This window comes from Terracoccus sp. 273MFTsu3.1 (assembly GCF_000383675.1).
GTDB lineage: Bacteria > Actinomycetota > Actinomycetes > Actinomycetales > Dermatophilaceae > Terrabacter.
Map to the genome: position 1 here is coordinate 258,717 of NZ_KB911820.1, position 21,887 is coordinate 280,603.

General features: G+C 71.3%; 20 protein-coding genes. 9 read left to right on the forward strand and 11 right to left on the reverse strand.

The genetic code is table 11. The features are described from left to right. Positions 1-5 precede the first annotated feature (5 nt). Complete coding sequence (locus tag H283_RS0101080; protein ID WP_020141655.1) at positions 6-2,642, reverse strand: CHAT domain-containing tetratricopeptide repeat protein; 2,637 nt, start codon at positions 2,640-2,642, stop codon at positions 6-8. Positions 2,643-2,818: 176 nt separating this feature from the next. On the opposite strand from H283_RS0101080, the gene H283_RS0101085 reads away from it, so the two are divergent. Continuing rightward, a complete protein-coding gene (locus tag H283_RS0101085; RefSeq protein WP_020141656.1) occupies positions 2,819-4,339 on the forward strand; it encodes a S8 family serine peptidase in 1,521 nt (506 codons plus the stop codon). Positions 4,340-4,409: 70 nt separating this feature from the next. On the opposite strand, the gene H283_RS0101090 is transcribed toward H283_RS0101085, so the two are convergent. Further along, positions 4,410-5,048 carry a peroxiredoxin gene (locus H283_RS0101090; RefSeq protein ID WP_020141657.1) on the reverse strand — a complete coding sequence of 213 codons (639 nt, stop codon included), beginning with the start codon at positions 5,046-5,048 and terminating at the stop codon, positions 4,410-4,412. Positions 5,049-5,223: 175 nt separating this feature from the next. On the opposite strand from H283_RS0101090, the gene H283_RS23615 reads away from it, so the two are divergent. Beyond that, entirely contained in the window at positions 5,224-5,925 is a 702-nt protein-coding gene (locus H283_RS23615) for a DedA family protein (protein WP_020141658.1), read from the forward strand. 148 nt (positions 5,926-6,073) lie between these two features. Then, on the forward strand, positions 6,074-6,952 hold the full coding sequence (locus H283_RS0101100) for a DUF4190 domain-containing protein (RefSeq protein ID WP_156022899.1): 879 nt from the start codon (positions 6,074-6,076) through the stop codon (positions 6,950-6,952). Between the two features lie 195 nt (positions 6,953-7,147). Here H283_RS0101100 and H283_RS0101105 read toward each other — a convergent pair whose 3' ends face one another. From H283_RS0101105 to H283_RS0101120, 4 genes are all read right to left on the reverse strand, one after another. Continuing rightward, entirely contained in the window at positions 7,148-8,239 is a 1,092-nt protein-coding gene (locus tag H283_RS0101105) for an inositol-3-phosphate synthase (RefSeq protein ID WP_020141660.1), read from the reverse strand. A gap of 3 nt (positions 8,240-8,242) precedes the next feature. Then, positions 8,243-8,896: a PadR family transcriptional regulator gene (locus H283_RS0101110; protein WP_020141661.1), complete on the reverse strand. Its 654-nt coding sequence runs from the start codon at positions 8,894-8,896 to the stop codon at positions 8,243-8,245. A gap of 153 nt (positions 8,897-9,049) precedes the next feature. Further along, positions 9,050-10,171, reverse strand: a complete 1,122-nt coding sequence (locus H283_RS0101115; RefSeq protein WP_020141662.1) for a hypothetical protein — start codon at positions 10,169-10,171, stop codon at positions 9,050-9,052. Then, a complete protein-coding gene (locus tag H283_RS0101120; protein ID WP_020141663.1) occupies positions 10,168-10,680 on the reverse strand; it encodes a SigE family RNA polymerase sigma factor in 513 nt (170 codons plus the stop codon). The genes H283_RS0101115 and H283_RS0101120 overlap by 4 nt, the downstream gene beginning before the upstream one ends. Before the next feature lie 261 nt (positions 10,681-10,941). Between H283_RS0101120 and H283_RS0101125 the strand changes: the two genes are divergently transcribed. The 6 genes from H283_RS0101125 (at position 10,942) to rplI (ending at position 16,596) form a co-directional block, all read left to right on the forward strand. Then, on the forward strand, positions 10,942-13,200 hold the full coding sequence (locus H283_RS0101125) for a transglycosylase domain-containing protein (RefSeq protein ID WP_020141664.1): 2,259 nt from the start codon (positions 10,942-10,944) through the stop codon (positions 13,198-13,200). 36 nt (positions 13,201-13,236) lie between these two features. Further along, positions 13,237-14,580, forward strand: a complete 1,344-nt coding sequence (locus H283_RS0101130; RefSeq protein WP_020141665.1) for a glycosyltransferase 87 family protein — start codon at positions 13,237-13,239, stop codon at positions 14,578-14,580. 240 nt (positions 14,581-14,820) lie between these two features. Further along, positions 14,821-15,108, forward strand: a complete 288-nt coding sequence (gene rpsF / locus H283_RS0101135; protein ID WP_028785248.1) for a 30S ribosomal protein S6 — start codon at positions 14,821-14,823, stop codon at positions 15,106-15,108. Between the two features lie 48 nt (positions 15,109-15,156). Beyond that, positions 15,157-15,771, forward strand: a complete 615-nt coding sequence (locus H283_RS0101140) for a single-stranded DNA-binding protein (protein WP_020141667.1) — start codon at positions 15,157-15,159, stop codon at positions 15,769-15,771. Positions 15,772-15,885: 114 nt separating this feature from the next. Next, on the forward strand, positions 15,886-16,122 hold the full coding sequence (gene rpsR / locus H283_RS0101145; RefSeq protein ID WP_013494395.1) for a 30S ribosomal protein S18: 237 nt from the start codon (positions 15,886-15,888) through the stop codon (positions 16,120-16,122). A gap of 27 nt (positions 16,123-16,149) precedes the next feature. Next, positions 16,150-16,596, forward strand: a complete 447-nt coding sequence (gene rplI / locus H283_RS0101150) for a 50S ribosomal protein L9 (protein WP_020141669.1) — start codon at positions 16,150-16,152, stop codon at positions 16,594-16,596. A gap of 154 nt (positions 16,597-16,750) precedes the next feature. On the opposite strand, the gene H283_RS0101155 is transcribed toward rplI, so the two are convergent. The 5 genes from H283_RS0101155 to H283_RS0101175 form a co-directional block, all read right to left on the reverse strand. After that, positions 16,751-17,245 (reverse strand): DUF6299 family protein, encoded by a 495-nt coding sequence (locus H283_RS0101155; RefSeq protein ID WP_020141670.1) that lies wholly within the window; start codon positions 17,243-17,245, stop codon positions 16,751-16,753. Between the two features lie 171 nt (positions 17,246-17,416). Beyond that, positions 17,417-18,445, reverse strand: coding sequence for a LacI family DNA-binding transcriptional regulator (locus H283_RS0101160; RefSeq protein WP_020141671.1), 1,029 nt, complete (start codon positions 18,443-18,445; stop codon positions 17,417-17,419). Beyond that, entirely contained in the window at positions 18,442-19,983 is a 1,542-nt protein-coding gene (locus tag H283_RS0101165; protein WP_020141672.1) for a GH1 family beta-glucosidase, read from the reverse strand. The genes H283_RS0101160 and H283_RS0101165 overlap by 4 nt, the downstream gene beginning before the upstream one ends. Continuing rightward, positions 19,980-20,861: a carbohydrate ABC transporter permease gene (locus H283_RS0101170; protein WP_020141673.1), complete on the reverse strand. Its 882-nt coding sequence runs from the start codon at positions 20,859-20,861 to the stop codon at positions 19,980-19,982. Before H283_RS0101170 ends, H283_RS0101165 begins: the two co-directional genes overlap by 4 nt. After that, on the reverse strand, positions 20,858-21,853 hold the full coding sequence (locus H283_RS0101175) for a carbohydrate ABC transporter permease (RefSeq protein ID WP_020141674.1): 996 nt from the start codon (positions 21,851-21,853) through the stop codon (positions 20,858-20,860). The genes H283_RS0101170 and H283_RS0101175 overlap by 4 nt, the downstream gene beginning before the upstream one ends. Positions 21,854-21,887: the final 34 nt, after the last annotated feature.

Here is a 21,887-nt window from a genome sequence, read left to right on the forward strand (position 1 = left end):
TCGCCTCACGCTCCCCACGCCGTGAACGAGGCCGCGGTCGCCAGTGCGAGGTCGTCACCGAGCGCACCGCGACGTGCGGCCAGCCACCCTTCGGAGAGCGTGGTGCCGTCTCTCGCCACGGCGGTGTGGACGTCGCGCATGACGCCGAGGCAGGCCGCGTCGTTGACGGGGACGACGCTGGCGAGGACGGTCGCCGTGCCCATCCCGAGCAGGCTCGAGACGAGGCCGAGGGCTTCGAACGGACCGATGGGCGCCGCGCCTCCGGAGTCGCACGCGGACAGGACGATGGCACCCGGCGAGCGGTGCAGGCCCAGCAGGTCGTGGACGGTGAGCGGTCCGTCGGCCAGATGGAGCGCGGAGAAGAGCGGGGCGTTGCCACGGAACGTCCCGTGAGCCGCGATGTGAGCCAGTGACGCTCCGTCGACGGCTTCGAGAGCGGCCGTTGCCGTGGCGTCCTCGGGACGAAGCACCTTGGCGTGACGGTGGATCCGGCTCAGGCTCGCAACCTCCGCCTCCCGGGTGCTGAGGCCGGGCCCGGTCACGAGCGCCACGTGCGAGCCCGCTCCCGTGCCGAGTCGCCGGGTCGCCCGAAGCCACTGGGCGATGGACGGACTGACACTGAGGTGCCGGTCGGAGAAGCACGGGAGGAGTCCCCACGGTGCGGTGAGCAGGTCGGCGGGCGGCACGACGATGACGCGACGGCACCCCTCGGGCAGGTCGGCACCGTCGCCCAGCAGAGCCGACTGGAGCAGCCGTCCCGCAGCGGCGAGGTCGACCCGGCGACCGAGAGCGGCACGACGCAACGCGAGTCGCGCGAAGTCGGCTTCCGTCGCGGCCCGGGCAGACGGACCGACGACGACGTGCCGCACGACGCCTCGGTGGACGGTGAGGCGGTGCAGGGTGTCGCCGTCGCGGACGATGCTGACGACGGCACCCTCGTCGGCCACGGTCTCGAACACGGCGTCGAGGTCGAGCTGGGGCCCGCCGTCGGCACGAACCGTGCGGTCGGAACTGCGGCGATCTGCCGGCTCCTTCGACGGCGTGCCGTCCCCCGACCGGAGGTGGCGGTGGGTGCGCCGGATGGCGGCCTCGAGTCGGGCCCGGTCCCGCGTCAAGGCGACCGACCCGGGGTCGTCTGCGCCCATGGCGTCGAGACGGCGCGTCACGTCCCGGAGCGCCGCGAGGTCGCTGACGAGCAGCGGGTCGGTGACGCTCGCGCGGGGCGCGTCCAAGGCAGCGGCACGCCAGCGCTCGGCCCACCACAGCAGACGGCGAGGCCGACGCGCGCGCACTGCGGCATCCACGGCGAGACGGGTGAACTCGATGCCGTGCCCGCTGGCCAGAGCCCGCAGCTCGACGTCCCCGAGCAGGTTGCGGTGCTCGTCGACCGCGTCGAGACCGTGCCGGCAGGCCAGCAGGAGCGCTCGTCGGTCGCCGAGCTGCTGGGCGAGCAGGGCTCCGGCGAGCCAACCTGCCGCGCGGCCCAGTGGCGGCCCCGTCCAGCGCGTTCGCGCAGCATCGCCCAGGGCCTGGCGCGCGGTGTCGTCGCGGCCCGCGTCGTGCGCGATCCGGCCGAGCAGCACGAGCGCGACGGGCAGCTCGACCGCGTGCCGGGCCTGCATCGATCCGACGAGCGAGGTGGCCTCGGCGAGCAGGTCCGTCGCTGAACGACCCGGGTCGGGAGGCGGGGCAGCCCCCTCGCCGTCGACCATCCAGGGTCGCAGCTCGGGTCGCACGGACACGTACGCGGCGCGCAGCCGCAACAGCCGGGCGCGGTCGGCCCACCCCGGGCGGCGTTGCGACCGGAAGAGCCGCTGGGCCTCTGCCGCACTCGCCTCCGCGGCGGCGAGGTCGGCCTGCGCGAGGGCCGCTTGCGCGTCCGTCAGGAGCAGCTCGGCTCGTCGCACGGGCGCGCCGACCGTGCCCGGGAGCGTGACTGCGCAGAGGCGTCGCACCTCGTCGATGAGCCCTGCCCCGAGCAGGACCTGGGTCCGCTCGATGACGAGGTCGTGCCGTTCGTTGCCCAGGCGGTGGGCGCGGACCGATGCCTCGTCGAGCAGTCGCAGGGCCGTCGGGACGTCTCCTCGGAGATTGGCTGCGAGGCCGCGGTTGTGGACCGCCTGGACCGCCTCGAACTCCTGCCCCACCCGGTCGAGCAGCACCTCGGCTCGACGCGCGTCGGCCTCGGCGGCGTCGGCGTGACCCAGGGCCAGGTGGACGTCGCACCTCGTGTTGAGCGAGCGTCCCTCCCACAGGTCGTCTCCGAGGCGGCGGCTCCCGGCGATCGCGCGGTCGAGGTCCTCGAGCGCCTCGGCGTTGCGGGCGAGCATGTGCAGCACGTGCGCCCGGCGGTGGAGCAGGCGCGGCAGCATGGCTGGAGGCGTCAGTGGCACGGCTTCGTCGAAGCGGAGCAGCCCGTCCCTGGTGCGTCCCGCGAAGGCCAGCACGATCCCCAGGGTCCCGAGGACGTCCGCCTGGCGGGTGGCGTCGACGCGTCGAGCGTTGCGGAGGGCGGCGAACCCGTGGGCCACGGCCTCGCCGGTCCGTCCACTGTCCCGGAGCACGATCGCCGACGCCTGGTGTGCGACGGATCGGTCGTGGGGGTCGGTCGAGTCAGAAAGGATGCGTGAGGCGAGGTCCATCGCCCGAGCGGGCTGGGATAGTGCAAGAGGGAGCAGTGAGTCCACGAGTTCGGTGCCGGTCGGGCGGGGGTCTCGTGGACGACGCGGAGCGCTGCGCGCGCGAGGTCGTGTATCCGAGCGCAGGGGTTGTGCGTCTGGCTTCATGAACCACCCCCACACCAGCCAGGAGGTCGACGATGTCCAACACCGATGATGGCAGCCCCACCCCCGACGCGCCGGACGTTCGATGGTGGCGACCTGCACTGCCCAACCCGGCCCAGCAGGCCCGCTACACCGACCAGCTGCGCCTCATGATCCAAGGGCTCAACGCATCGCTCCAGGCCGAGGGACGAGGCGATGCCGCCCTGGTGACCGCCTACCCTGATCCTGACAACCTCGAGACGACCGAGTTCCTCTACCGCGCCGACACCATCCTCGTCAGCACCGACGACGACGACCTCGCCCGCATCTCCGAGGCGCTCGGCGGGCTCAGCCTGGCACCGTCCGGCGCCGACGACGGTCGCCTACCCCCGCCCGTCGGCTGGCTGCGGGTGCTACCGCTGCCCCCAGGCCAGCCGTGGGCCGGGGACGACGTCTCCGGGACCCCTGCCGAGACCGCACTGCTCGCCATCGAGGCGGCGACGGGCCGCGCCGACCTCGCGGGCTTCGACCGCGTCGTCCACCTCACGTCCAACAGCGGCTGCCCAGCGACCGAGCCGGTCCCGGCGTCCGCCGGACCCGACCCCGAGGTACGGCCGGACCATTCCCTCGGGGAGGGCGTGCACGTGGCTGTCATCGACTCGGGATGGCCGCTGGCCGCGACGGAGCGGGACGTCGAGCCCACCCCTGCGCCCGACACCCGATGGTCCTGGCTCCACGGGGTCACCCACGACGAGCTCGAGACCGCTCGCCCGGGCACGACGGTCCAAGCCGTGGAGCACGGGCACTACCGCGGCCACGGGATCTTCGTCGCGGGCGTGGTCCGCGCCATGGCGCCGGCCGCGCAGGTGACCCTGCACGCCTGGGGTCCGACGACGTACGGACAGATCGAGAGCGAGCTCGCTCCGATCCTCCAGCGGGTGCTGGAGACGGAGCCGGACATCATCAGCATGTCGGCGGGCACGGGAGGCGCGAGCGGCACGACTCCGGTCGCGGAGCCGCCGGCCGGACGGCGGCGGGCAGCGGCCTCGACCGAACCCGCCTTCGCGCTCCGGCAGTTCGTCGCCACGCTCGAGCCGACGAAGACCCTGCTCGTGTGCGCGGCCGGCAACGACGGCACGCAGGGTCCGTTCGAGCCCGCCAGCATCCCCCTGCCGCACCCCGATGCCCCGCGGTGCAAGGTGGCCGTCGGGGCCTTGAAGAAGCGGGGACGACTCGCGAAGTACAGCAACCGGGGGACGTGGGTCGACGTCTACGCCCGCGGCTCGAAGGTCGTCAACGCCTACCCCGACGGGCCGTACACGTACAAGGAGTCCCCGCTGGCCGACGAGACGGTCCAGTTCACGACGGGCCTCGCCGAGTGGAGCGGGACGTCCTTCGCGACGCCGCTCGTCGCCGGGCTCGTCGCGTCTCGCATGTCGTGGACGGGAGAGAGTCCCCGGCAGGCGTGGGAGGCGCTGAGCGCCGTCGCGGCGACCCAGGCGCCGTACGGCCTGCCCACGCTGCGCCCCGGCGACGCCGACCGGGGCGTCAACCCTCCGACCCGCCGGAATCCCTGACGGGGAGTACAGACAGCAGGACGCCTTGGGTCACGTCCGCACGGACGTGACCCAAGGCGTCCTTCGCCGCTCAGGCGGGGGCGGCGGTGAAGCGCAGGTAGGGCTTGACCTGGTCGACGGCGTCGGCGCCGAAACGCTCGCGGGCGTCGGCGGTCGAGACCGTCGGGGCCACGATGACCTTCTGGCCCTCGCGCCAGTCGGCCGGCGTCGAGAACGGGCCGCTGTCGGTGAGCTGGAGCGCGTCGACGGCGCGGAGGATCTCGTCGAAGTTGCGGCCGACGCTCTTGGGATAGGTCAGCGACAGCCGCACCTTGTTGGCCGGGTCGATGATGAAGACGGAGCGCACGCCGGACGTGTCGCCCTCGCCGGGGTGGATCATGTCGTAGAGCTCGGAGACCTGGCGGGAGTCGTCGGCGATGATCGGGTAGCCGACCGTCGCACCGCTGACCTCCTCGATGTCGCCCTTCCACTCCTCGTGCTGCTCGATCGGGTCGACCGAGACGGCGAGCACCTTGACGCCACGCTTGTTCCACTCGTCGTCGAGGGCGGCGACGCGGCCGAGCTCGGTGGTGCAGACCGGTGTGAAGTCCGCCGGGTGGCTGAAGAGGACGGCCCAGCTGGCGTCCTTCCAGTCGTGGAAGCGGATCGGGCCCTCGGTCGTCGTGGCCTCGAAGTCGGGGGCGATCTCGCCCAGTCGCGGTGTTGCCATTGGCTCGTCCTCTCGCGGTCGGGCGCACGGCGCGCCCCGGTCTGCGTGCCATTCTGACCACAGAACCATGCATCGCGTTATGGGTGTCCAAATGTTGTGACGCACATCCAGTGCGCTCCCAGCAGACTCACCGAGACTGCGCGTGGAATCTGTCGCCATCCCTAGGAGCCCCGACGTGAGCGCGCTGCTCGACACCATCACCACCCAGGTCCTGCACGCACCGGTGTGGCTCGTGCTCCTCGTCGTCGGTGGGGTCGTCTTCGTCGAGGACGCGCTCTTCGTCGGCTTCGTCGTGCCCGGTGAGACCGTCGCCATCCTCGGTGGCGTGGCCGCCTCGCTCGGGCACGTACCGCTCGCCGCGGTCCTCCTCGTCGTCGTCGTGGCCGCGATCGTCGGCGACACCGTCGGTTTCGAGGTCGGCCGGCATCTCGGGGGTCGGGTGGTGGCCCTGCGCGCCTTCGACCGGCACCGCGAGCGCATCGACCAGGCGCAGGGCTTCCTCGGCCGCCGCGGCGGCGCCGCCGTCTTCCTCGGCCGCTGGACCGCGTTCCTGCGCGCGGTCATGCCGGCCCTGGCCGGGATGTCGAAGATGCACTACCCGACCTTCCTCGTCTGGAATGCCGCCGGCGGGATCGCCTGGGGGAGCGTCGTCGTCACGGCCGGCTACCTCGCGGGCCGTTCCTACGCCCGGGTCGAGACGTGGCTCGGGCGCGGCGCTGCCGTCGCCGTGGGTGTCGTCGTCGTGGTCGCTCTCGTCGTGTGGCAGGTGCGCCGCCACCGAGCCGAGAGCGCAGGGAGTGCGAAGGGTGCGGGGGCTGAGGACAGCGCCGCTGCGGAGGGCGGCGAGAACCCCTCGCGTATGCCGTCAGCGGGGTGAGCCGGGAGCGCTCGGGCCCGCTGGCACTCGCGCGCGCCCCCCTCCGGTGACCGGTCCGCCGCCGCACGAGGTGCCGTGCTCGTCACGATCTGGTCGCGGGGGTCCCGTTTCGTCCCCCGTCGCGCATCCACCTGCGATGCTCCCGGTCGTGACCGCCGAACTGCCGCCGCCGAGCGGCCCCCCACAGCCGAACCCGGACGTCGACGCGCCGCCCCCGGCCACTGCTCCGACCGCACCGGTCTACGCAGCCCCACCGCCCATGATGCCGCCCGGTGGGCCGGCTCCCGCCGCCGGGGGACTGCCGCCCATGGGGGCGATGCCGTCGTCGGACTCCCTGTCTTTCCGGCCGGTACCGACACCGGGCACCAACGGGCTCGCCATCGCGGCGCTGTGCTGCGGGATCGCCGGCATCCTGCCCGTCGCGGCCGTCGTCGGCATCGTGCTCGGCTTCGTCGCGTTGGGCCAGCTGCGCCGGAGGATCCAGAGCGGCCGGGGCCTGGCGATCGCTGGCATCGTGCTCGGCGCCCTGTGGCTCGTCGGATGGGTCGTCCTGCTCGTCACCGTTCCCGGCGACGCCCCGACGAGGAGTGCCTCGGCGGTCGCGAGCACGACGCCCCGACCTTCGGCGAGCACGTCGGCGTCCCCGGCTCCCTCGGCGACGTCGGCCCCACCTGCGCGAACCCAGGCCTACATCGACGAGATCAAGGCGGGCGACTGCTTCTCGGGCGGACGCACGGACACGCCGAGCCTCGTGACCATCATCCCGTGCACCGAGCCGCACGAGAGCCAGGCCGTCCTCAGGTTCGACCTGCCGGCCGGGCGCTTCCCCGGGGAGAAGGCCGTCGTCGCCGCCGCGGAGAAGGGCTGCACCGACAAGGCCGACCCCCTGATCACGGACCGGGCCTACAACGAGCTCGACCCGAGCTTCTTCTACCCGTCCGACGCCTACAGCTGGCGCGGTGACCGCGCGGTCGTGTGCCTCGTCGAGGCGCCGAAGGGCACGACGACCGGCACCGCCCTCAGGTAGCCGCCCGCACCGTCCCGGTCGCACGGGCGGACCGGGGCGAGGCGGCCTCGCCAGGCGCTGGCGGACGCCGGCGTACGCGTGAGGCCCCCTTCCGGACGGAAGGGGGCCTCACGGCATTCCGGAGTGGTGTGTGGTTCGCGCTCGCATGCTCGCACGACCACACACCCCCGGCTCCAGCAGATGTGACCGGGGAGGTCAGCGCTCCTCGGTGCCCGCGATGAAGGCCTCGAGCTTGGCGCGACCGAGGTCGTCCGGGCGCTGCTCCGGCGGCGACTTCATCAGGTAGGACGAGGCGGACAGCAGGGCGCCGCCGATGCCGCGGTCCTTGGCGATCTTCGCCGCGCGGATGGCGTCGATGATGATGCCGGCCGAGTTGGGGGAGTCCCAGACCTCGAGCTTGTACTCGAGGTTCAGCGGCACGTCGCCGAAGGCGCGACCCTCGAGGCGCACGTAGGCCCACTTGCGGTCGTCGAGCCACGCGACGTAGTCGGACGGGCCGATGTGGACGTTCTTGCTGTCGACGAGGCCGGCGAGCGGTCCGGTCAGGTTCGACGTGACGGCCTGCGTCTTGGAGACCTTCTTGGACTCGAGGCGCTCGCGCTCGAGCATGTTCTTGAAGTCCATGTTGCCGCCGACGTTGAGCTGGTAGGTCCGGTCGAGCACGACGCCGCGGTCCTCGAAGAGCTTGGCCATGACGCGGTGGGTGATCGTCGCGCCGACCTGGCTCTTGATGTCGTCGCCGATGATCGGGACGCCGGCGGCCTCGAACTTCGCGGCCCACTCGGGGTCGGACGCGATGAAGACCGGGAGCGCGTTGACGAAGGCGACCTTCGCGTCGATGGCGCACTGGGCGTAGAACTTGTCGGCCTGCTCGGAGCCCACCGGGAGGTAGGAGACGAGGACGTCGACCTTGCGGTCCTTGAGGACCTGCACGACGTCGACCGGCTCGGCGCCCGACTCGTCGATCGTCTGGCGGTAGTACTTGCCGAGGCCGTCGAGCGTGTGGCCGCGCTGGACCTCGACGCCCGTGGTGGGGACGTCGGCGATCTTGATGGTGTTGTTCTCGGAGGCGTTGATGGCCTCGGAGAGGTCCTTGCCGACCTTCTTGTCGTCGACGTCGAACGCGGCGACGAATTCGACGTCAGAGACGTGGTACTCGCCGAACTTGACGTGCATGAGGCCGGGGACGCCGGCGGTGGCGTCAGCGTCCTTGTAGTACTCGACGCCCTGCACGAGCGAGCTCGCGCAGTTGCCGACGCCGACGATGGCGACGCGTACGGATCCCATGGATCACTCCTTGTTGTTGGTGGTCGTGCTCTGGGGGGTGGTGATGTCTGTGGTGCCCAGGCCGGGCTCGTCGTAGGCCGCCGGGCCCGGGTCGAGGGCCGCACGGCGCTCGGCGACGATGAGCTCCTCGAGCCAGCGCACCTCGCGCTCGGCGCGCTCCTCGCCGTGCTGCTGGAGGGCGAGGGTGTAGCTGTCCATCCGCTCGCGGCGGGCCTGGGAGGCGTCGCGGATGTTGGCGAGCCGCTCCTCGAGCCGGGAGCGCCGGCCCTCGAGGATGCGCAGGCGCACCTGCGCCTCGGTGCGCGAGAAGAAGGCGAAGCGGACGTCGAAGTCGTCGTCGTCCCAGGCGTCGGGGCCGCTGGCCGCGACGAGGTCCTGGAAGTGCTCCTTGCCGTCCGCGGTCAGCTCGTAGGTGATGCGGGGCCGCTTGCTGCTGCCCGTCGCCGCCTCGGTGGTCTCGTGGATCCAGCCCGAGTCGACGAGGTGGCGCAGCGCCGGGTAGAGCGAGCCGTAGGACAGCGCCCGGAAGATGCCGAGCGCGGTGGTGAGGCGCTTGCGCAGCTCGTAGCCGTGCAGCGGGCCGTCGTGGAGCAGGCCGAGGACCGCGAACTCGAGCAGCGCAGCGCGGCGGCTCTGGGGGCGTTCGGACTTCGGCACGCCTTCACCATACACGCAGATATATCGCTGCGATACATCATGCCGACGCATCGCCGCGTCACCGGGTCAACCAACAGGACCGAACCACGGCTTCGGCGCCTGAGCGCCGTCTGGCTGGTTCGGGCCTGTTGGTTGACCCCGCGCCGGAGTGGGTCAGGGCTCCGGGGTGTAGATGACGATGAACGCGGTGCCGTGGTCGGGTCGGGGACCCTCGGCGACGAGCCGCAGCGAGCGGGTCGAGCCGGCTCGCACGGGCACCTCGCCCCAGGAGCCGTAGCCGCGGGACTCGGTGGCCTCGAGACCCTCGAGCCGCAGACCGGCGCCGTCTCCGGACCGCGCGGCGTCGGTGAGGTCCTTGCCGGCGGACCCCCAGCTGACGAGGAACGGCCCGTCCGGGACGGCGACCCCGGCATACACGCTCGTCGGGACGCCCAGCTCGGGCAGCGTCCCGGACGCCAGCGGGCCGATCGCGACGCCGGCGACGCGGTAGCGGTAGCCCTGGTGCTCGACGACGGTCGGCAGGGCAGCGACCGTCGTGCCGGCCTCGTCCTCCACGGGCTGCAACGTGCCCTGCTCGTAGACGGCTCCGGTCAGCTGTGCGCCGTCCACGGAGGTCGGCTTGTGTGTCTTCGCGTCGACGAGCTGGACGCGAAGGGTGGTGGCCTTGCCGACGGTCAGCTCGCTCCACCCCCGGCCCGGCTCGCCGGGGACGGTCCCGCCGGCAGGCAGGTCGCGCTCGGCCGGTCGGCCTGCCGAGCACGAGCTGCCGAAGAAGCCTGTGGTCCCGGTGAGGCTGACCGTGACCATGTATGCCGCGGCCTCGGTCTGCGTCAGGCCGGGCAGGTAGCACTCGGCGCCGACGGAGACGTGGGTCGTCGTGGGCTCCCAGACCAGCGAGAACTGACCCTGGCCGCGGTCGCCGACGAAACCGGCGACGAGGGTGTCGTCACCGACCCGGGCCCGGTAGCGCAGGCCGTCCTTGACGACGTCGCCGGGCGCGTCGGGGACGGAGCGGAACGGCATGCCGTCGGCTCCGATCATCGGGGCCGCGCTCGCCGCCGACCCGGCGGGGACCGTCGGCTCGGGACGCCCGAGCGAGGTGACGACACCGACGGCGAGGGCGGCGACGGCGAGCGTCGCGACCGAGCCGGCGGCGACGGCGCGACGGCGCTTCGTCGTGCGCACCCGGCCGGCGACAGCGGTCGTGAAGTCAGGCGCGGTGCCGAGGTCGTCGGCGTGGGTGGTCAGCTCGTCGCGCAGGTCGGTGAGGTTCATCGGACACGCTCCTCGTCGGAGGTCGGGCTCAGGGTGGGGTCGATGCGGAGCTTGGCCAGCGCGCGACTCGCCTGGCTCTTCACGGTGCCGACGGAGCACTGCAGGATCTCGGCCGTCTCGCTCTCGGACAGGTCCTCGTAGAAGCGGAGCACGACGACGGCCCGCTGGCGCTTCGGCAGCCGAGCGAGCGCCCGCCAGAGGTCGGTGCGGTCGTCCACGCGTACGTCCTCGGGGCGGTGCCCGGCAGCCGCGGCCCGCTCGGGCAGCTCGGCCGTGGCCTGCTCGCCGTTCCAGCGCCGCCGCCACCAGCTCGAGTACGTGTTGACCATGACCCGGCGGACGTACGCGTCGGGCTGGCCGTCGATGCGGGCCCAGGCGAACCACGCCTTGGCGAGGGAGGTCTGCACGAGGTCCTCGGCGAGCGCGCGGTCGTGGGTCAGCAGGTATGCCGTCCGCAACAGTCGGGTGGAGCGCGTCGCCACGAAGTCGTCGAAGGACCCTCGGTCCACGGCTCGTCCCCCTGTCAGCGGCCCGGCGGAGAGGCTGCTCGCCGCGGCGTCGGTGCCTGTCACTGTCGTCACATCCTGCAGGACCGGCTGACCCCGGAGAAAGGTTGCACGCCGCACGCGGGTATGTGAAAACAGTCTGTGGGGTGCTTGTGCCGGTCGTGTGAGCCGCCTCCGTCGTTTCGTCGTCCCGGCGCCGGTCAGGTCATACTGAGTGGCGGCCCGGGACGGTTTCTCGGGCCTGATCAGTGAATGGAGCAGGTTGTGACGCAGAGCAGGCGCGACATCCGCGCTGCCCAGCTGGCGGCCGACAAGGGCCGGGCCCAGCGCGCAGGCAATGGCAACGGCAGTGGCAACGGCACGGGCCGGTCGACCGGTGGTGCCGGCTTCGACGACGGTGACGGCGAGGGCCGCACCGGCTGGAAGAAGTGGGTGCTCGGCACGCTCAAGTGGGGCTCGATCGCCGCCGCCGTGCTGCTCGTGCTCGGCGTCGTCGGCGTCGTCGTCGCCTACAACCAGACCGCCATCCCGCAGCCCAACGAGCTGGCCAACAAGCAGGTCTCGATCGTCTACTACAGCGACGGCAAGACCGAGCTCGACCGCATCGCCGTCCAGGACGGCAACCGCGAGTCGGTCAAGCTGGGGCAGGTGCCGAAGTTCGTCCAGGACGCGCACATCGCCGCCGAGGACCGCACCTTCTACCAGAACAACGGCATCTCGGTCGGCGGCATCCTGCGCGCCGTCAAGACGAGCGTCACCGGCGAGGCACAGGTCGGTGGCTCCACGATCACGCAGCAGTACGTCAAGAACTACTTCCTGACCCAGGACCGCACGATCTCCCGCAAGGCCAAGGAGATCCTCATCGCGGTCAAGATCGACGGCCAGCTCTCCAAGGCCGAGATCCTCGAGAAGTACCTCAACACGATCTACTACGGCCGCGGCGCCTACGGCATCCAGAGCGCGGCCAAGGCCTACTTCGGCAAGGACGTCTCCAAGCTGACCGTCGGTGAGGGCGCCGTCCTCGCGTCGGTCATCAACGCGCCGTCGCTCTACGACCCGGCCAACGGCGACTCGGCCCAGGCCAACCTCACCAAGCGCTACGCATACGTCCTCGACGGGATGGTGCAGGAGGGCTGGCTCAGCGCGGCCGAGCGGGCGAAGTACACCGAGCTGCCGAAGATCCAGGCCTACAAGGGCAACAAGTCCTCCTCGGGCCCCAACGGCTACATCACCGCCCAGGTCAAGCGCGAGCTCATCTCCACCGGGCTGACGGACCAGGAGATCGACAACGGCGGCCTGCGCATCGTCACGACGATCGACAAGAAGGCCCAGACCGCGGCCATCGCGGCGATGAAGGACAACCTGCCCAAGAAGGTGACCGGCGGCCTCGTCGCGATCCGTCCCGGCGACGGCGCGGTCGTCGCGATGTACGGCGGTGCCGACTACGCGAAGAGCCAGTACAACACCTCGACCCAGGCGATCATGCAGGGCGCCTCGAACTTCAAGCCCTTCGCCGTCCTGGCCGCGGTCCGAGACGGGATCTCGACGAAGACGAAGTTCGACGGCGACCAGCCGCAGGAGATCGCCGGCACGAAGATCACGAACTTCGGTGACCGCTCCTACGGCATGGTCGACATGCGGCGGATGATCGGCCGCTCGATCAACACGGCCTTCGTCAACCTCAACAACACGATCACGCCGGCCCTGACCCGACAGGCGGCCATCGACGCCGGCATCCCGGAGCGCACTCGTGGACTCGGCACCGACCTGACCAACGTCCTCGGCACCGCGTCCCCGCACGTCATCGACATGGCCACGGCCTACTCGACGATCGCCGCGCAGGGCGTGCGGGCCAAGCCGTACTTCGTCAAGAAGGTCACGTCGACCACCGGTGACTTCACCTACGAGGCGAAGCCGCAGACGAAGCGCGCCTTCGACAAGGACGTGACCGCCGACGTCACCGACGCCATGACCTACACCGTCAAGGACGGCGGCACCGCGACGAAGCTCCAGCGCCTGGACCGGCCCGTCGCCGGCAAGACGGGCACCTCGTCCGAGTCGAAGTCGATCTGGTTCTCCGGCTTCATCCCGCAGCTGGCCGTGTCGATCGGCATGTACAAGCCGGACGCCGACGGCAACCCGCAGACGCTGACGAGCTCCGAGGACACCAACCTCACGGGTGGCACGATCCCCGCGGACGTCTTCTACGACTTCATGAAGGTCGTGACGGAGAACATGGAGGTCCAGGACTTCCCGAGCCGCGTCGGTGTCGGCGACGACAAGATCCCGACGCCCACCCCGACGTTCACGCCGCCGCCGCAGACGACGACCCAGGCGCCGGCCACGACGACGACCGAGGCGCCGACCACCACGACGGCACCGCCGACGACGACGCAGCAGCCGACGAAGACGAACGGCACCGGGAAGCCCCAGCCGACGACGACGCAGCCGACGATCACGATCCCCCTACCCGGGGGCGGAGGACCGTCGCCCACCTCGACGAAACCCGGCAACGCCCCATGACGGGCGCGCCGGGGACGCAGGCGGGGTGACCACTCGGTGACCGAGAAGGTCGACGACCCCGTCGTGCGGGCGGCCTCCGAGGTCATCGGAGGCCCCCGCGGACGGTATGCCGCGGCCCGTGAGCTCCCGTGGGTGCTCACGGCCGCTCTGCTGTCCGCCCTCACGGCCGTCACCGCCGGTCTGGCGATCCTGCTGCGCGCACCCTGCCTGCGCACCGGCTTCTCGGGCGACACCCAGTTCTGGAGCGCCTGCTACGCCGACCTGCCCACGGCGTACCGCGACGCGAACCTCAAGGCCGGCCTCGCGGCATACCTCCAGGGTGGCGACGGCGCACCGGTCACCGGGCAGCCGCCCCTGACCGGGCTCGTGCTCACGGCCGTCGCGAGCCTCGGCCCCGACGACGGATCGCTCAAGACGCGGGCCGCGTGGTACTTCGCGCTGTGGTCGGTGCTGCTGACCCTCCTGCTGCTCGTCATCGTCTGGCTCGTCGCGTCGTCGGCCGCTCGACCCATCTCGGCCGCGCACGTCGCGCTGTCACCCGTCGTCGTGCTGGCGGGGTTCATCTCGGCCGACCTGCTCGGGGTGGCCCTGGCCAGCGCCGGCATGTGGGCGTGGTCGCGGCGCAACCCGACGCTCGCCGGAGTGCTGCTCGGGCTCGCCATCGGGGCGCGGTCCTATCCCGTGCTCATCCTCGTCGCGATCGCGCTGCTCTGCGTGCGGTCCGGTCGGCTGCGCGAGATGGGTCGCGTCGTCGGCTACGCGCTGCTGACGTTCGGCGCGCTGCTCTCCGGGCTCTGGCTGCTCAACCGCGAGGCGGCCGCCTCCTCCTACCAGGGGTGGGCGTCGGCGGGAGCCGGCTACGGCTCGCCGTGGCTGCTGCCGCAGCTCGCCGGGCACCCCCTGCCCACCGGGGCCGTCACGGCGCTCGCCGTCGTCGGCTGGCTCGTCGCCCTCGTGGTCGGCGCCGTGCTGGCGTTGTCCTCGGCCCGGCGCCCGACGATCGCCGAGGTGTCGCTCGTCATGGTCGGCATCGTGCTCGTCACCGGCAAGTCGTTCACGGTGCAGAGCTCGCTGTGGCTGCTGCCGCTCGTCGCGTGGTGCGCCCTCCAGTGGCGTGACCACCTCATCTGGGCCGGAGCCGAGACGCTCAACTTCGTCGCGGTGTGGCTGACGATCGCCGCGACGACCGTGCCCGATCGTGGGCTGCCGGCGTCGTGGTACGCCTTCTTCTCGATGCTGCGCGTCGTGGCGGTGCTGTGGCTCGTCGCCGTCGTGTGGCTGCGGGCCCGAGACCGGTGGAGCCGGTCGAAGGGGGAGCCCGACGACCTCGCGGGCCCGATGAGCGGCGCCGAGGACCGGCTCATCGTCCGCTTCTCCTGACCGGCGCGGACGCGCCGGCGCCACGATTTCGGCGTATGCCATCCGGCCCGGTAGTCTTGCCCAGTTCGCCGTGTGCCCGGTGCCCTGTGGATCGAACCGACTCGATGTCGGTGAGGTCTGCGAGGCTGAGCCGGCTGGAAGATCAGGCCGGGTCCCTTGGGCTCGCGGTGGGACGAATGCAACCCTCCTGTCACGAGAGAGACTCGTGACCGCCGAGACCAGAGGAGGTGGGTTAGAAGCATGCGTCAGTACGAACTCATGGTCATCCTCGACCCGGAGACCGAAGAGCGCACCGTCGACAAGACGATGGACAAGTTCCTCACCGTCGTGAAGAACGACGGGGGCACCGTCGAGAACGTCGACATCTGGGGCCGCCGCCGTCTTGCCTACGACATCAAGAAGAAGTCCGAGGGCATCTACGTCGTCGTCAACATGACGACCGAGCCGGCCACCGCCCAGGAGCTCGACCGCCAGCTGAACCTCAGCGAGTCGGTCATGCGCACCAAGCTGCTGCGCCCCGGCGCCTGATTCAGCGAAGTTACTGATCCGCTCGATCAACCGACGAAGGACTGGTCCATGGCAGGCGACACCGTCATCACGATCATCGGCAACCTGACCGCCGACCCCGAGCTGCGTTTCACGCCGTCCGGAGCCGCGGTCGCGAACTTCACCGTGGCCTCGACGCCGCGGCAGTTCGACCGCCAGAGCAATGAGTGGAAGGACGGCGAGACGCTGTTCATGCGCTGCTCGGTGTGGCGCGACGCGGCGGAGAACGTCGCCGAGTCGTGCCAGCGGGGCATGCGCGTGATCGTGTCCGGCCGGCTGAAGTCTCGTTCCTACGAGACGAAGGAAGGCGAGAAGCGCACCGTCGTGGAGATGGACGTCGACGAGATCGGCCCGTCCCTGCGCAGCGCCACCGCCAAGGTCAACAAGACCCAGCGCGGCGCGGGCGGTGGCGGCGGCTTCGGCGGCGGCCAGGGCCAGGGCGGCGGCTGGAGCGGTGGCTCCGGTGGCCAGGCCGAGGACCCGTGGGCGACCGGCGGTTCCGCCGGTGGCCAGGCGGCCCCGGCCGCAGGTGGCCAGCAGGGCGGCGGCTGGAGCGGTGGCTCCAGTGGCGGTCAGCCGGCTGCCGGTGGTCAGCAGGGCGGTGGTTGGGGCGCAGCCCCCAGCTACGACGAGCCCCCCTTCTGATCGAGCAGGTCAGCACCGTCGTCCGGTGACGCAGCCGGACGGCACACCCCGTAGTTCTGAAACCCATCCCGGGGCACGAACCCCCGGGCTCTCATCAAGAAGGAGAGCACCACGATGGCAAAGCCCGTTGTGCGCAAGCCCAAGAAGAAGGCCAACCCGCTGAAGGCGGCGAAGGTCGAGAACATCGACTACAAGGACACTGCGCTGCTGCGCAAGTTCATCTCCGACCGCGGCAAGATCCGCGCGCGTCGCGTGACCGGTGTGTCCGTCCAGGAGCAGCGTCTCATCGCCACGGCCGTCAAGAACGCCCGTGAGATGGCCCTGCTGCCCTACTCGAGCTCGGCTCGCTGAGCCGGTTTCGGGAACGAGGAGAACACCATGAAGCTCATTCTCACGCACGAGGTCACCGGCCTCGGTGCTGCTGGTGACGTCGTCGAGGTCAAGGACGGCTACGGCCGGAACTTCCTCATGCCGCGCGGTCTCGCGACCCCGTGGACCAAGGGTGGCCAGAAGCAGGTCGACGCCCTGACCAAGGGCCGCGAGGTCCGCGAGATCAAGGACCTCGACACCGCCAAGGGTGTCAAGGGCCAGCTCGAGGCCACGTCGGTCAAGGTCCCGGCCAAGTCCGGCCAGTCCGGTCGCCTCTTCGGCGCCGTCAGCAACGGCGACATCGCCGCTGCCGTCAAGGCTGCCGGTGGCCCGGAGCTCGACAAGCGCAAGATCGAGGTCAAGCAGGCCATCAAGACGCTCGGCTCCTACGAGGCGACCGTCCGTCTGCACCCCGAGGTCGCGGCGACCCTCAAGTTCGAGGTCGTCCCCGCCTGAGGCACGCCTCTCGCACGGTCGAAGGGCCGGGCTCCGCACACGCGGAGCCCGGCCCTTCGTCATGCCGAACGGCCGACTGCGCGCCCACTCCGGGGTGGGCGGCGAGGGCGATCCGCCGCGCGTGATCGCGGCGGTGCGGTGGGGTGGGAGTGCGTCAGCGGCGGCCGACGACCGCGACCGTCGTGTCGAAGAGCTCCCACGGCGCGTTGCCGGCGGTGTCGGGCACCTCGAGGTGGCCGTGCACCCAGGCCCGGCCCTGGCGCAGCAAGCCCGCCGGGCTCGTCACGGTCCAGCCGCGCTCGGTCCCGTCGCAGGTGACCGGCACCGACACGGTGACCGGGGCCGTCGTGGTGGCCCCGGCCCGTGACACGAGCTCGAGGCCGAGCGTCCCGGGACCCGAGCCCTCCGGGGCGTCGGGCACGGTGCACGTGTAGCGGCCACCGAGGGTGACGGCGCCGTCGTGCAGGCGGGCTTGCCGGTCGACGGTCACGGAACCGAGGTCGGGGGCGCCGCCGGCGTGTGCCGGAGCGGCGACGAGGGTCGCCGCGCCGAGGCCCGTGGTGAGGGCGATGGCGGTGAGGGTGCGCGTGGCGGACATGTGGTGGATCCCCTGTCTGGCGGGCTCGCTGATCGAGCCGATGCACACCATGACGCCTCGGTGCCGCGCGAGGTTGTCCCGCTGGGCGCCCGACTTCGCGGCACCTCACCCGTGCCGAGTCGCGCCGAAGGCACGAAGCCACTGGTGTGCCGGTGGCTCGGGCCGCGAGGGTGGCTCGGCGCCCGTCAGGTGGCGTCACGAGACGACGTCACCCGGGCGGGGTCAGGAGGAGTCGCGGACGACGAGGTGGGTGTCGAGCGTCGTGACCCGGGGCGGGGACTCGCCCGCGAGCAGCCGTAGCAGCGTGTCGGCCATGACGACGCCCATCTCCTGGGCGGGCTGGGCCACGGTGGTCAGTCCCACCTTGCCGCGCGTGGCGTACTTGCTGTTGTCGAAGCCGACGATCGCGACGTCCTCCGGCACCCGCAGCCCGCGCTCGTCGAGCGCGAGCAGCGCCCCGCTCGCCATGAGGTCGCTCGCGACGAAGAGCGCGTCGAGGTCGGGGAACTCGTCGATGAGCGCGAGGGCGGCGCGGATGCCGCCGGCCTCGGTGAAGTCGCCGCGCGCCAGGCGGTGGTCGGACAGCCCGGCCTCCGCGAGGGCGTCGCGCCAGCCCTGCTCGCGGTCGACCGAGGCCGGCATGTCGGCCGGGCCGGTGATCGTCGCGATGGCGGTGCGCCCGCGGTCGATGAGGTGCTGGGTGCCGCGGACGCCGCCGAGCCGGTTGTCGACGTCGATGTAGTAGTCGCGGTCCTTGGCCTCGCCGATCGGCCGGCCGCCGAAGACGACGGGCAGCGACCGGCTGAGCGAGGTGAGGAAGTGGTCGCCGGAGTGGTGCGAGACGACGATGGCGCCGTCGACGTTGCCACCGAGCAGGTAGCGCTTCGTCTTCTCCGACGGCGAGCTCGGGTGCGTCAGCTGGAGGTTGAGCACGTAGTCGCTGTCGTCGAGCCGGTCGCTGATGCCCTGGACGACGTCGGCGAAGTACGGGTCGCCGAAGAAGCGGTGCGTGTCCTCGGGCACGACGAGCGCGATCGACATCGTCGCGCGGGCGACGAGCGACCGGGCGGCCCGGTTGGGCACGTAGTCGAGCTCGGCGATGGCCTTCTCGACGACGGCGAGCACGTCCGGGCTGACCCGGGGTGAGCCGTTGATGACGCGCGAGACCGTGGCCCGGGACACGCCGGCCACTCGGGCGACCTCCTCGAGGGTGGGTCGCCCGACGGGGGTGGCCAGCGTCCCGTCGCTCATGGTGTCGATTCTCCTGCAGCGTCATCGCCCTCACCGCTCGTGGCGGGACCGTCCCACGGGCTGGGCAGCCGCCGCGTCGAGATGATGCGGGCGTAGTCGAGCGCGCTCGCCTTGGGAGTGCGCACCTGGGTGTCGTAGTCGACTCGGACGATACCGAAGCGCTTGGCGTAGCCCCAGGCCCATTCGAAGTTGTCGAGGAGCGACCAGTAGAAGTAGCCGCGCACGGGGACCCCCGCGTCGACGGCGTCGAGGATCGCGCCGAGGTGCGCACGGACGTATGCCGTCCGGCCGCGGTCATCGACGAAGCCGTCCTCGTCGGGGGCGTCGTCGAAGGCGGCGCCGTTCTCCGTCACGTGCAGGGCGACCCCGGCCGGGCCGGCATACTCCTCGTGCAGGCGGACGAGCAGACGGGTCAGCCCCTCGGGCTGGATCTCCCAGTCCATCGCGGTGACGGGCAGCCCGCGCGGGTGGCGGTGGGCGTCGTCGGCGGCGGGGAACGGCGACCGGGTGAACCGGCCTCCGTTGACGCTGTCGGAGAGGGCGGCGGGGGGCGCCTCGTGCCCGATGGCCTCGCCGTTGTAGTAGTTGACGCCGAGCACGTCGATCGGGGTGGAGATGACCTCGAGATCGCCGTCCATGATGTGGTCGGTCAGTCCCAGGTGGCGGACGTCCTCGAGCAGGTCTGCGGGGTACTCACCCCGGAAGACCGGGTCGAGGAAGATCCGGTTCATCTGGGCGTCGACCCGGCGCGCGGCGTCGACGTCGCGGGGGTCCGAGGGCTCGAGCGGGTCGGCGACGGTGAAGTTGAGGGTCAGCCCCAGCTCGAGCGAGGCGTCGCGGGCCCGCAGCTCCTGCACGACGCGGCCGTGGCCGAGCAGGAGGTGGTGCGCGGCGGCGAGACCGTCGGCGGGTGAGGTGCGGCCCGGTGCGTGCATGCCGGCGGTGTAGCCGAGGAAGGCCGAGCAGAACGGCTCGTTGAGGGTCGTCCACGTGCGGACGCGGTCGCCGAGCCGGTCGTGGACGGCGAGCGCGTAGTCGACGAAGCGGTCGACGGTCTCGCGCGACGTCCAGCCGCCGCGGTCCTCGAGGGCCTGCGGCAGGTCCCAGTGGTAGAGGGTGAGCCACGGTGCGATGCCCGACTCGAGGAGCGAGTCGACGAGCCGCTCGTAGAAGTCGAGGCCCCGGGCGTTGACCGGTCCGCCGTCGGGGCAGATGCGTCCCCACGACGTCGAGAAGCGATACGACTGCAGGCCGAGCGACCTCATGAGGGCCACGTCGGCGGCATACCGGTCGTAGTGCTCGCACGCGACGTCGCCGGTGTCACCGTCGACGACGGCGCCGGGGGTGTGCGAGAAGGTGTCCCAGATCGAGTCGGTGCGGCCGTCGTCGTGGCGGGCCCCCTCGATCTGGTAGGCCGCGGTCGCGGCCCCGAGGAGGAAGTCCTGCGGCACCGGGCGTTCTGCTGCGATGCGCAGGTTCGTCGCGGGCGTCGTGCCCGGCGTGAGGAGGGTCTGGTGGGTACGCGTCTGGGCGGTCATCCCTTGACGGCTCCTTGCATGATGCCGGAGACGAGCTGCCTCCCGGCGAAGACGAACAGGACGATGAGGGGCAGCGCCATGAGCACGACCCCGTTGAGCACGAGGGAGTAGTCGACGAAGTAGGCGGCCTGCAGCTGCTGCAGGGCGACGGGCAGCGTCGGGTTGCCGGGGTCGAGGATGATGAACGGCCAGAAGAAGTTCGTCCACGTCGCGATGAAGGTGAACAGGCCGAGCATCGCCGCACCCGGGCGGGCGGCGGGCAGTGCGATGGACCAGAACGTCCGCAGCGTCGACGCACCGTCGACGCGCGAGGCCTCGATGAGCTCGTCGGGCAACGCCTCCTGGAGGTACTGCGTCATCCAGAAGACCCCGAACGCGCTGACGGCACTGGGCAGGATGACGGCCCAGAGGCTGCCGATCCAGCCGAGCTTGCTCATGACGATGAAGAGCGGCACGATCCCGAGCTGGGTCGGCACGGCCATCGTCGCGATGACGAAGACGAGCAGACCGTTGCGGCCCCGGAAGCGGAGCTTGGCGAACGCGAAGCCGGCCATGGCCGAGAAGAGCACGACGAGCACGGCCACGGTCGAGCTGACGAGGATGCTGTTGCCGAGCGCCTTCCAGAACGGGATCGTCGTGACGACGGTGCTCGCGTTCTGGAGGAAGTGCCCGCCGGGGACGAACGAGAACGGGTCCTGCACGATGGCGGCGGAGTCCTTGCTGCCGATGACGTAGGACCACCAGAGCGGGAACGCCGAGCCGACGAGGACGATCGCGAGGAAGACGTATGCCGTCGGGCTGGCCTGGGTGCGGCGCACGAGCTTCGTGCCCCGCCGGGGCTTGACCGCAGGGGCGGGGTTCAGGGTCGGGGCGGTCATCGCTGTCCCTTCGAGGCGATCCGGCGGGTGACGAGGAAGTTGACGACCGCGAAGACGATGACGATGAGGAAGAGCATCCACGCCACGGCGGCCGCTCGGCCGAAGTTCTTCTGCGTCCAGCCGAGCTGGTAGAGGTAGAGGGTCAGCGTCTGCCACTGGCGGTCGGCGCCGCCGAGGCCGTACTGGTCGTACATCCGCGGCTCGTCGAAGATCTGCAGGCCGCCGATCGTCGAGGTGATGACGACGAAGATGATCGTCGCGCGCAGCTGCGGCACGGTGATCGAGAAGAAGGTGCGGATGCGGCCCGCGCCGTCGATCATGGCCGCCTCGTAGTAGTCGCGCGGGATGGCCTGCATCGCGGCGAGGAAGATCAGGGCGTTGTAGCCGGTCCACCGGAAGTTGACCATCGTCGCGATGGCCACGTGGCTCGGCAGGACCTCCTTGTGCCACTGGATCGGGTCGATGCCGACGAGGCCGAGCAGGTGGTTGACGAGACCGAACTTGTCGCCGAAGAGGTCGCTGAAGATCAGGGCGACGGCGACGGGGGCCACGACGTAGGGAAGCAGCACGCCCATCCGCCAGAAGGTGCGGGCCCGCAGCCCGCTGTCGAGGGCGGCCGCGATGAGCAGTGCCGCGATGACCTGCGGCACGCTCGAGAGCAGGAAGATGCTGACGGTGTTCTTCAGCGCGTTCCAGAAGTAGGGCTGCGCGAGGACGTCCGCGTAGTTCTTCAGCCCGACGAAGTCGCCCTGGCCCCCGATGAGGCTCCACTTGTGGAGCGAGACCCACGCCGTGTAGAGCAGCGGGAAGAGCCCGACGATGCCGAAGAGGATGAAGAACGGCGAGACGTACGCGTAGGGCGCGCCCTTCTCGTCGAGCTTCGTCAGGCGGCGGCGCCAGCCCGAGCGGGGCGGGAGGGGCGTGCGCTGCACGATCGCCGCGGCGCCGGGCGGGTCCGGCTGCGTCGTGCGGGTGGGGGACTGAACGGTCATGGCGCTTCCGATGGTCGGGCGGACGGCCCGGTGC

What these genes read in the sequence shown, in the direction of transcription:
- H283_RS0101085 (WP_020141656.1), top strand. Translation starts at nt 2,819, where the DNA reads ATGTCCAACACCGATGATGGCAGCCCCACCCCCGACGCGCCGGACGTT.
- H283_RS0101140 (WP_020141667.1), top strand. Translation starts at nt 15,157, where the DNA reads ATGGCAGGCGACACCGTCATCACGATCATCGGCAACCTGACCGCCGAC.
- H283_RS0101090 (WP_020141657.1), bottom strand. Translation starts at nt 5,048, where the DNA reads ATGGCAACACCGCGACTGGGCGAGATCGCCCCCGACTTCGAGGCCACG.
- H283_RS0101175 (WP_020141674.1), bottom strand. Translation starts at nt 21,853, where the DNA reads ATGACCGTTCAGTCCCCCACCCGCACGACGCAGCCGGACCCGCCCGGC.
- H283_RS0101170 (WP_020141673.1), bottom strand. Translation starts at nt 20,861, where the DNA reads ATGACCGCCCCGACCCTGAACCCCGCCCCTGCGGTCAAGCCCCGGCGG.
- H283_RS0101115 (WP_020141662.1), bottom strand. Translation starts at nt 10,171, where the DNA reads ATGAACCTCACCGACCTGCGCGACGAGCTGACCACCCACGCCGACGAC.
- rplI (WP_020141669.1), top strand. Translation starts at nt 16,150, where the DNA reads ATGAAGCTCATTCTCACGCACGAGGTCACCGGCCTCGGTGCTGCTGGT.
- H283_RS0101165 (WP_020141672.1), bottom strand. Translation starts at nt 19,983, where the DNA reads ATGACCGCCCAGACGCGTACCCACCAGACCCTCCTCACGCCGGGCACG.
- rpsF (WP_028785248.1), top strand. Translation starts at nt 14,821, where the DNA reads ATGCGTCAGTACGAACTCATGGTCATCCTCGACCCGGAGACCGAAGAG.
- H283_RS0101105 (WP_020141660.1), bottom strand. Translation starts at nt 8,239, where the DNA reads ATGGGATCCGTACGCGTCGCCATCGTCGGCGTCGGCAACTGCGCGAGC.
- H283_RS0101160 (WP_020141671.1), bottom strand. Translation starts at nt 18,445, where the DNA reads ATGAGCGACGGGACGCTGGCCACCCCCGTCGGGCGACCCACCCTCGAG.
- rpsR (WP_013494395.1), top strand. Translation starts at nt 15,886, where the DNA reads ATGGCAAAGCCCGTTGTGCGCAAGCCCAAGAAGAAGGCCAACCCGCTG.
- H283_RS0101155 (WP_020141670.1), bottom strand. Translation starts at nt 17,245, where the DNA reads ATGGTGTGCATCGGCTCGATCAGCGAGCCCGCCAGACAGGGGATCCAC.
- H283_RS0101080 (WP_020141655.1), bottom strand. Translation starts at nt 2,642, where the DNA reads ATGGACCTCGCCTCACGCATCCTTTCTGACTCGACCGACCCCCACGAC.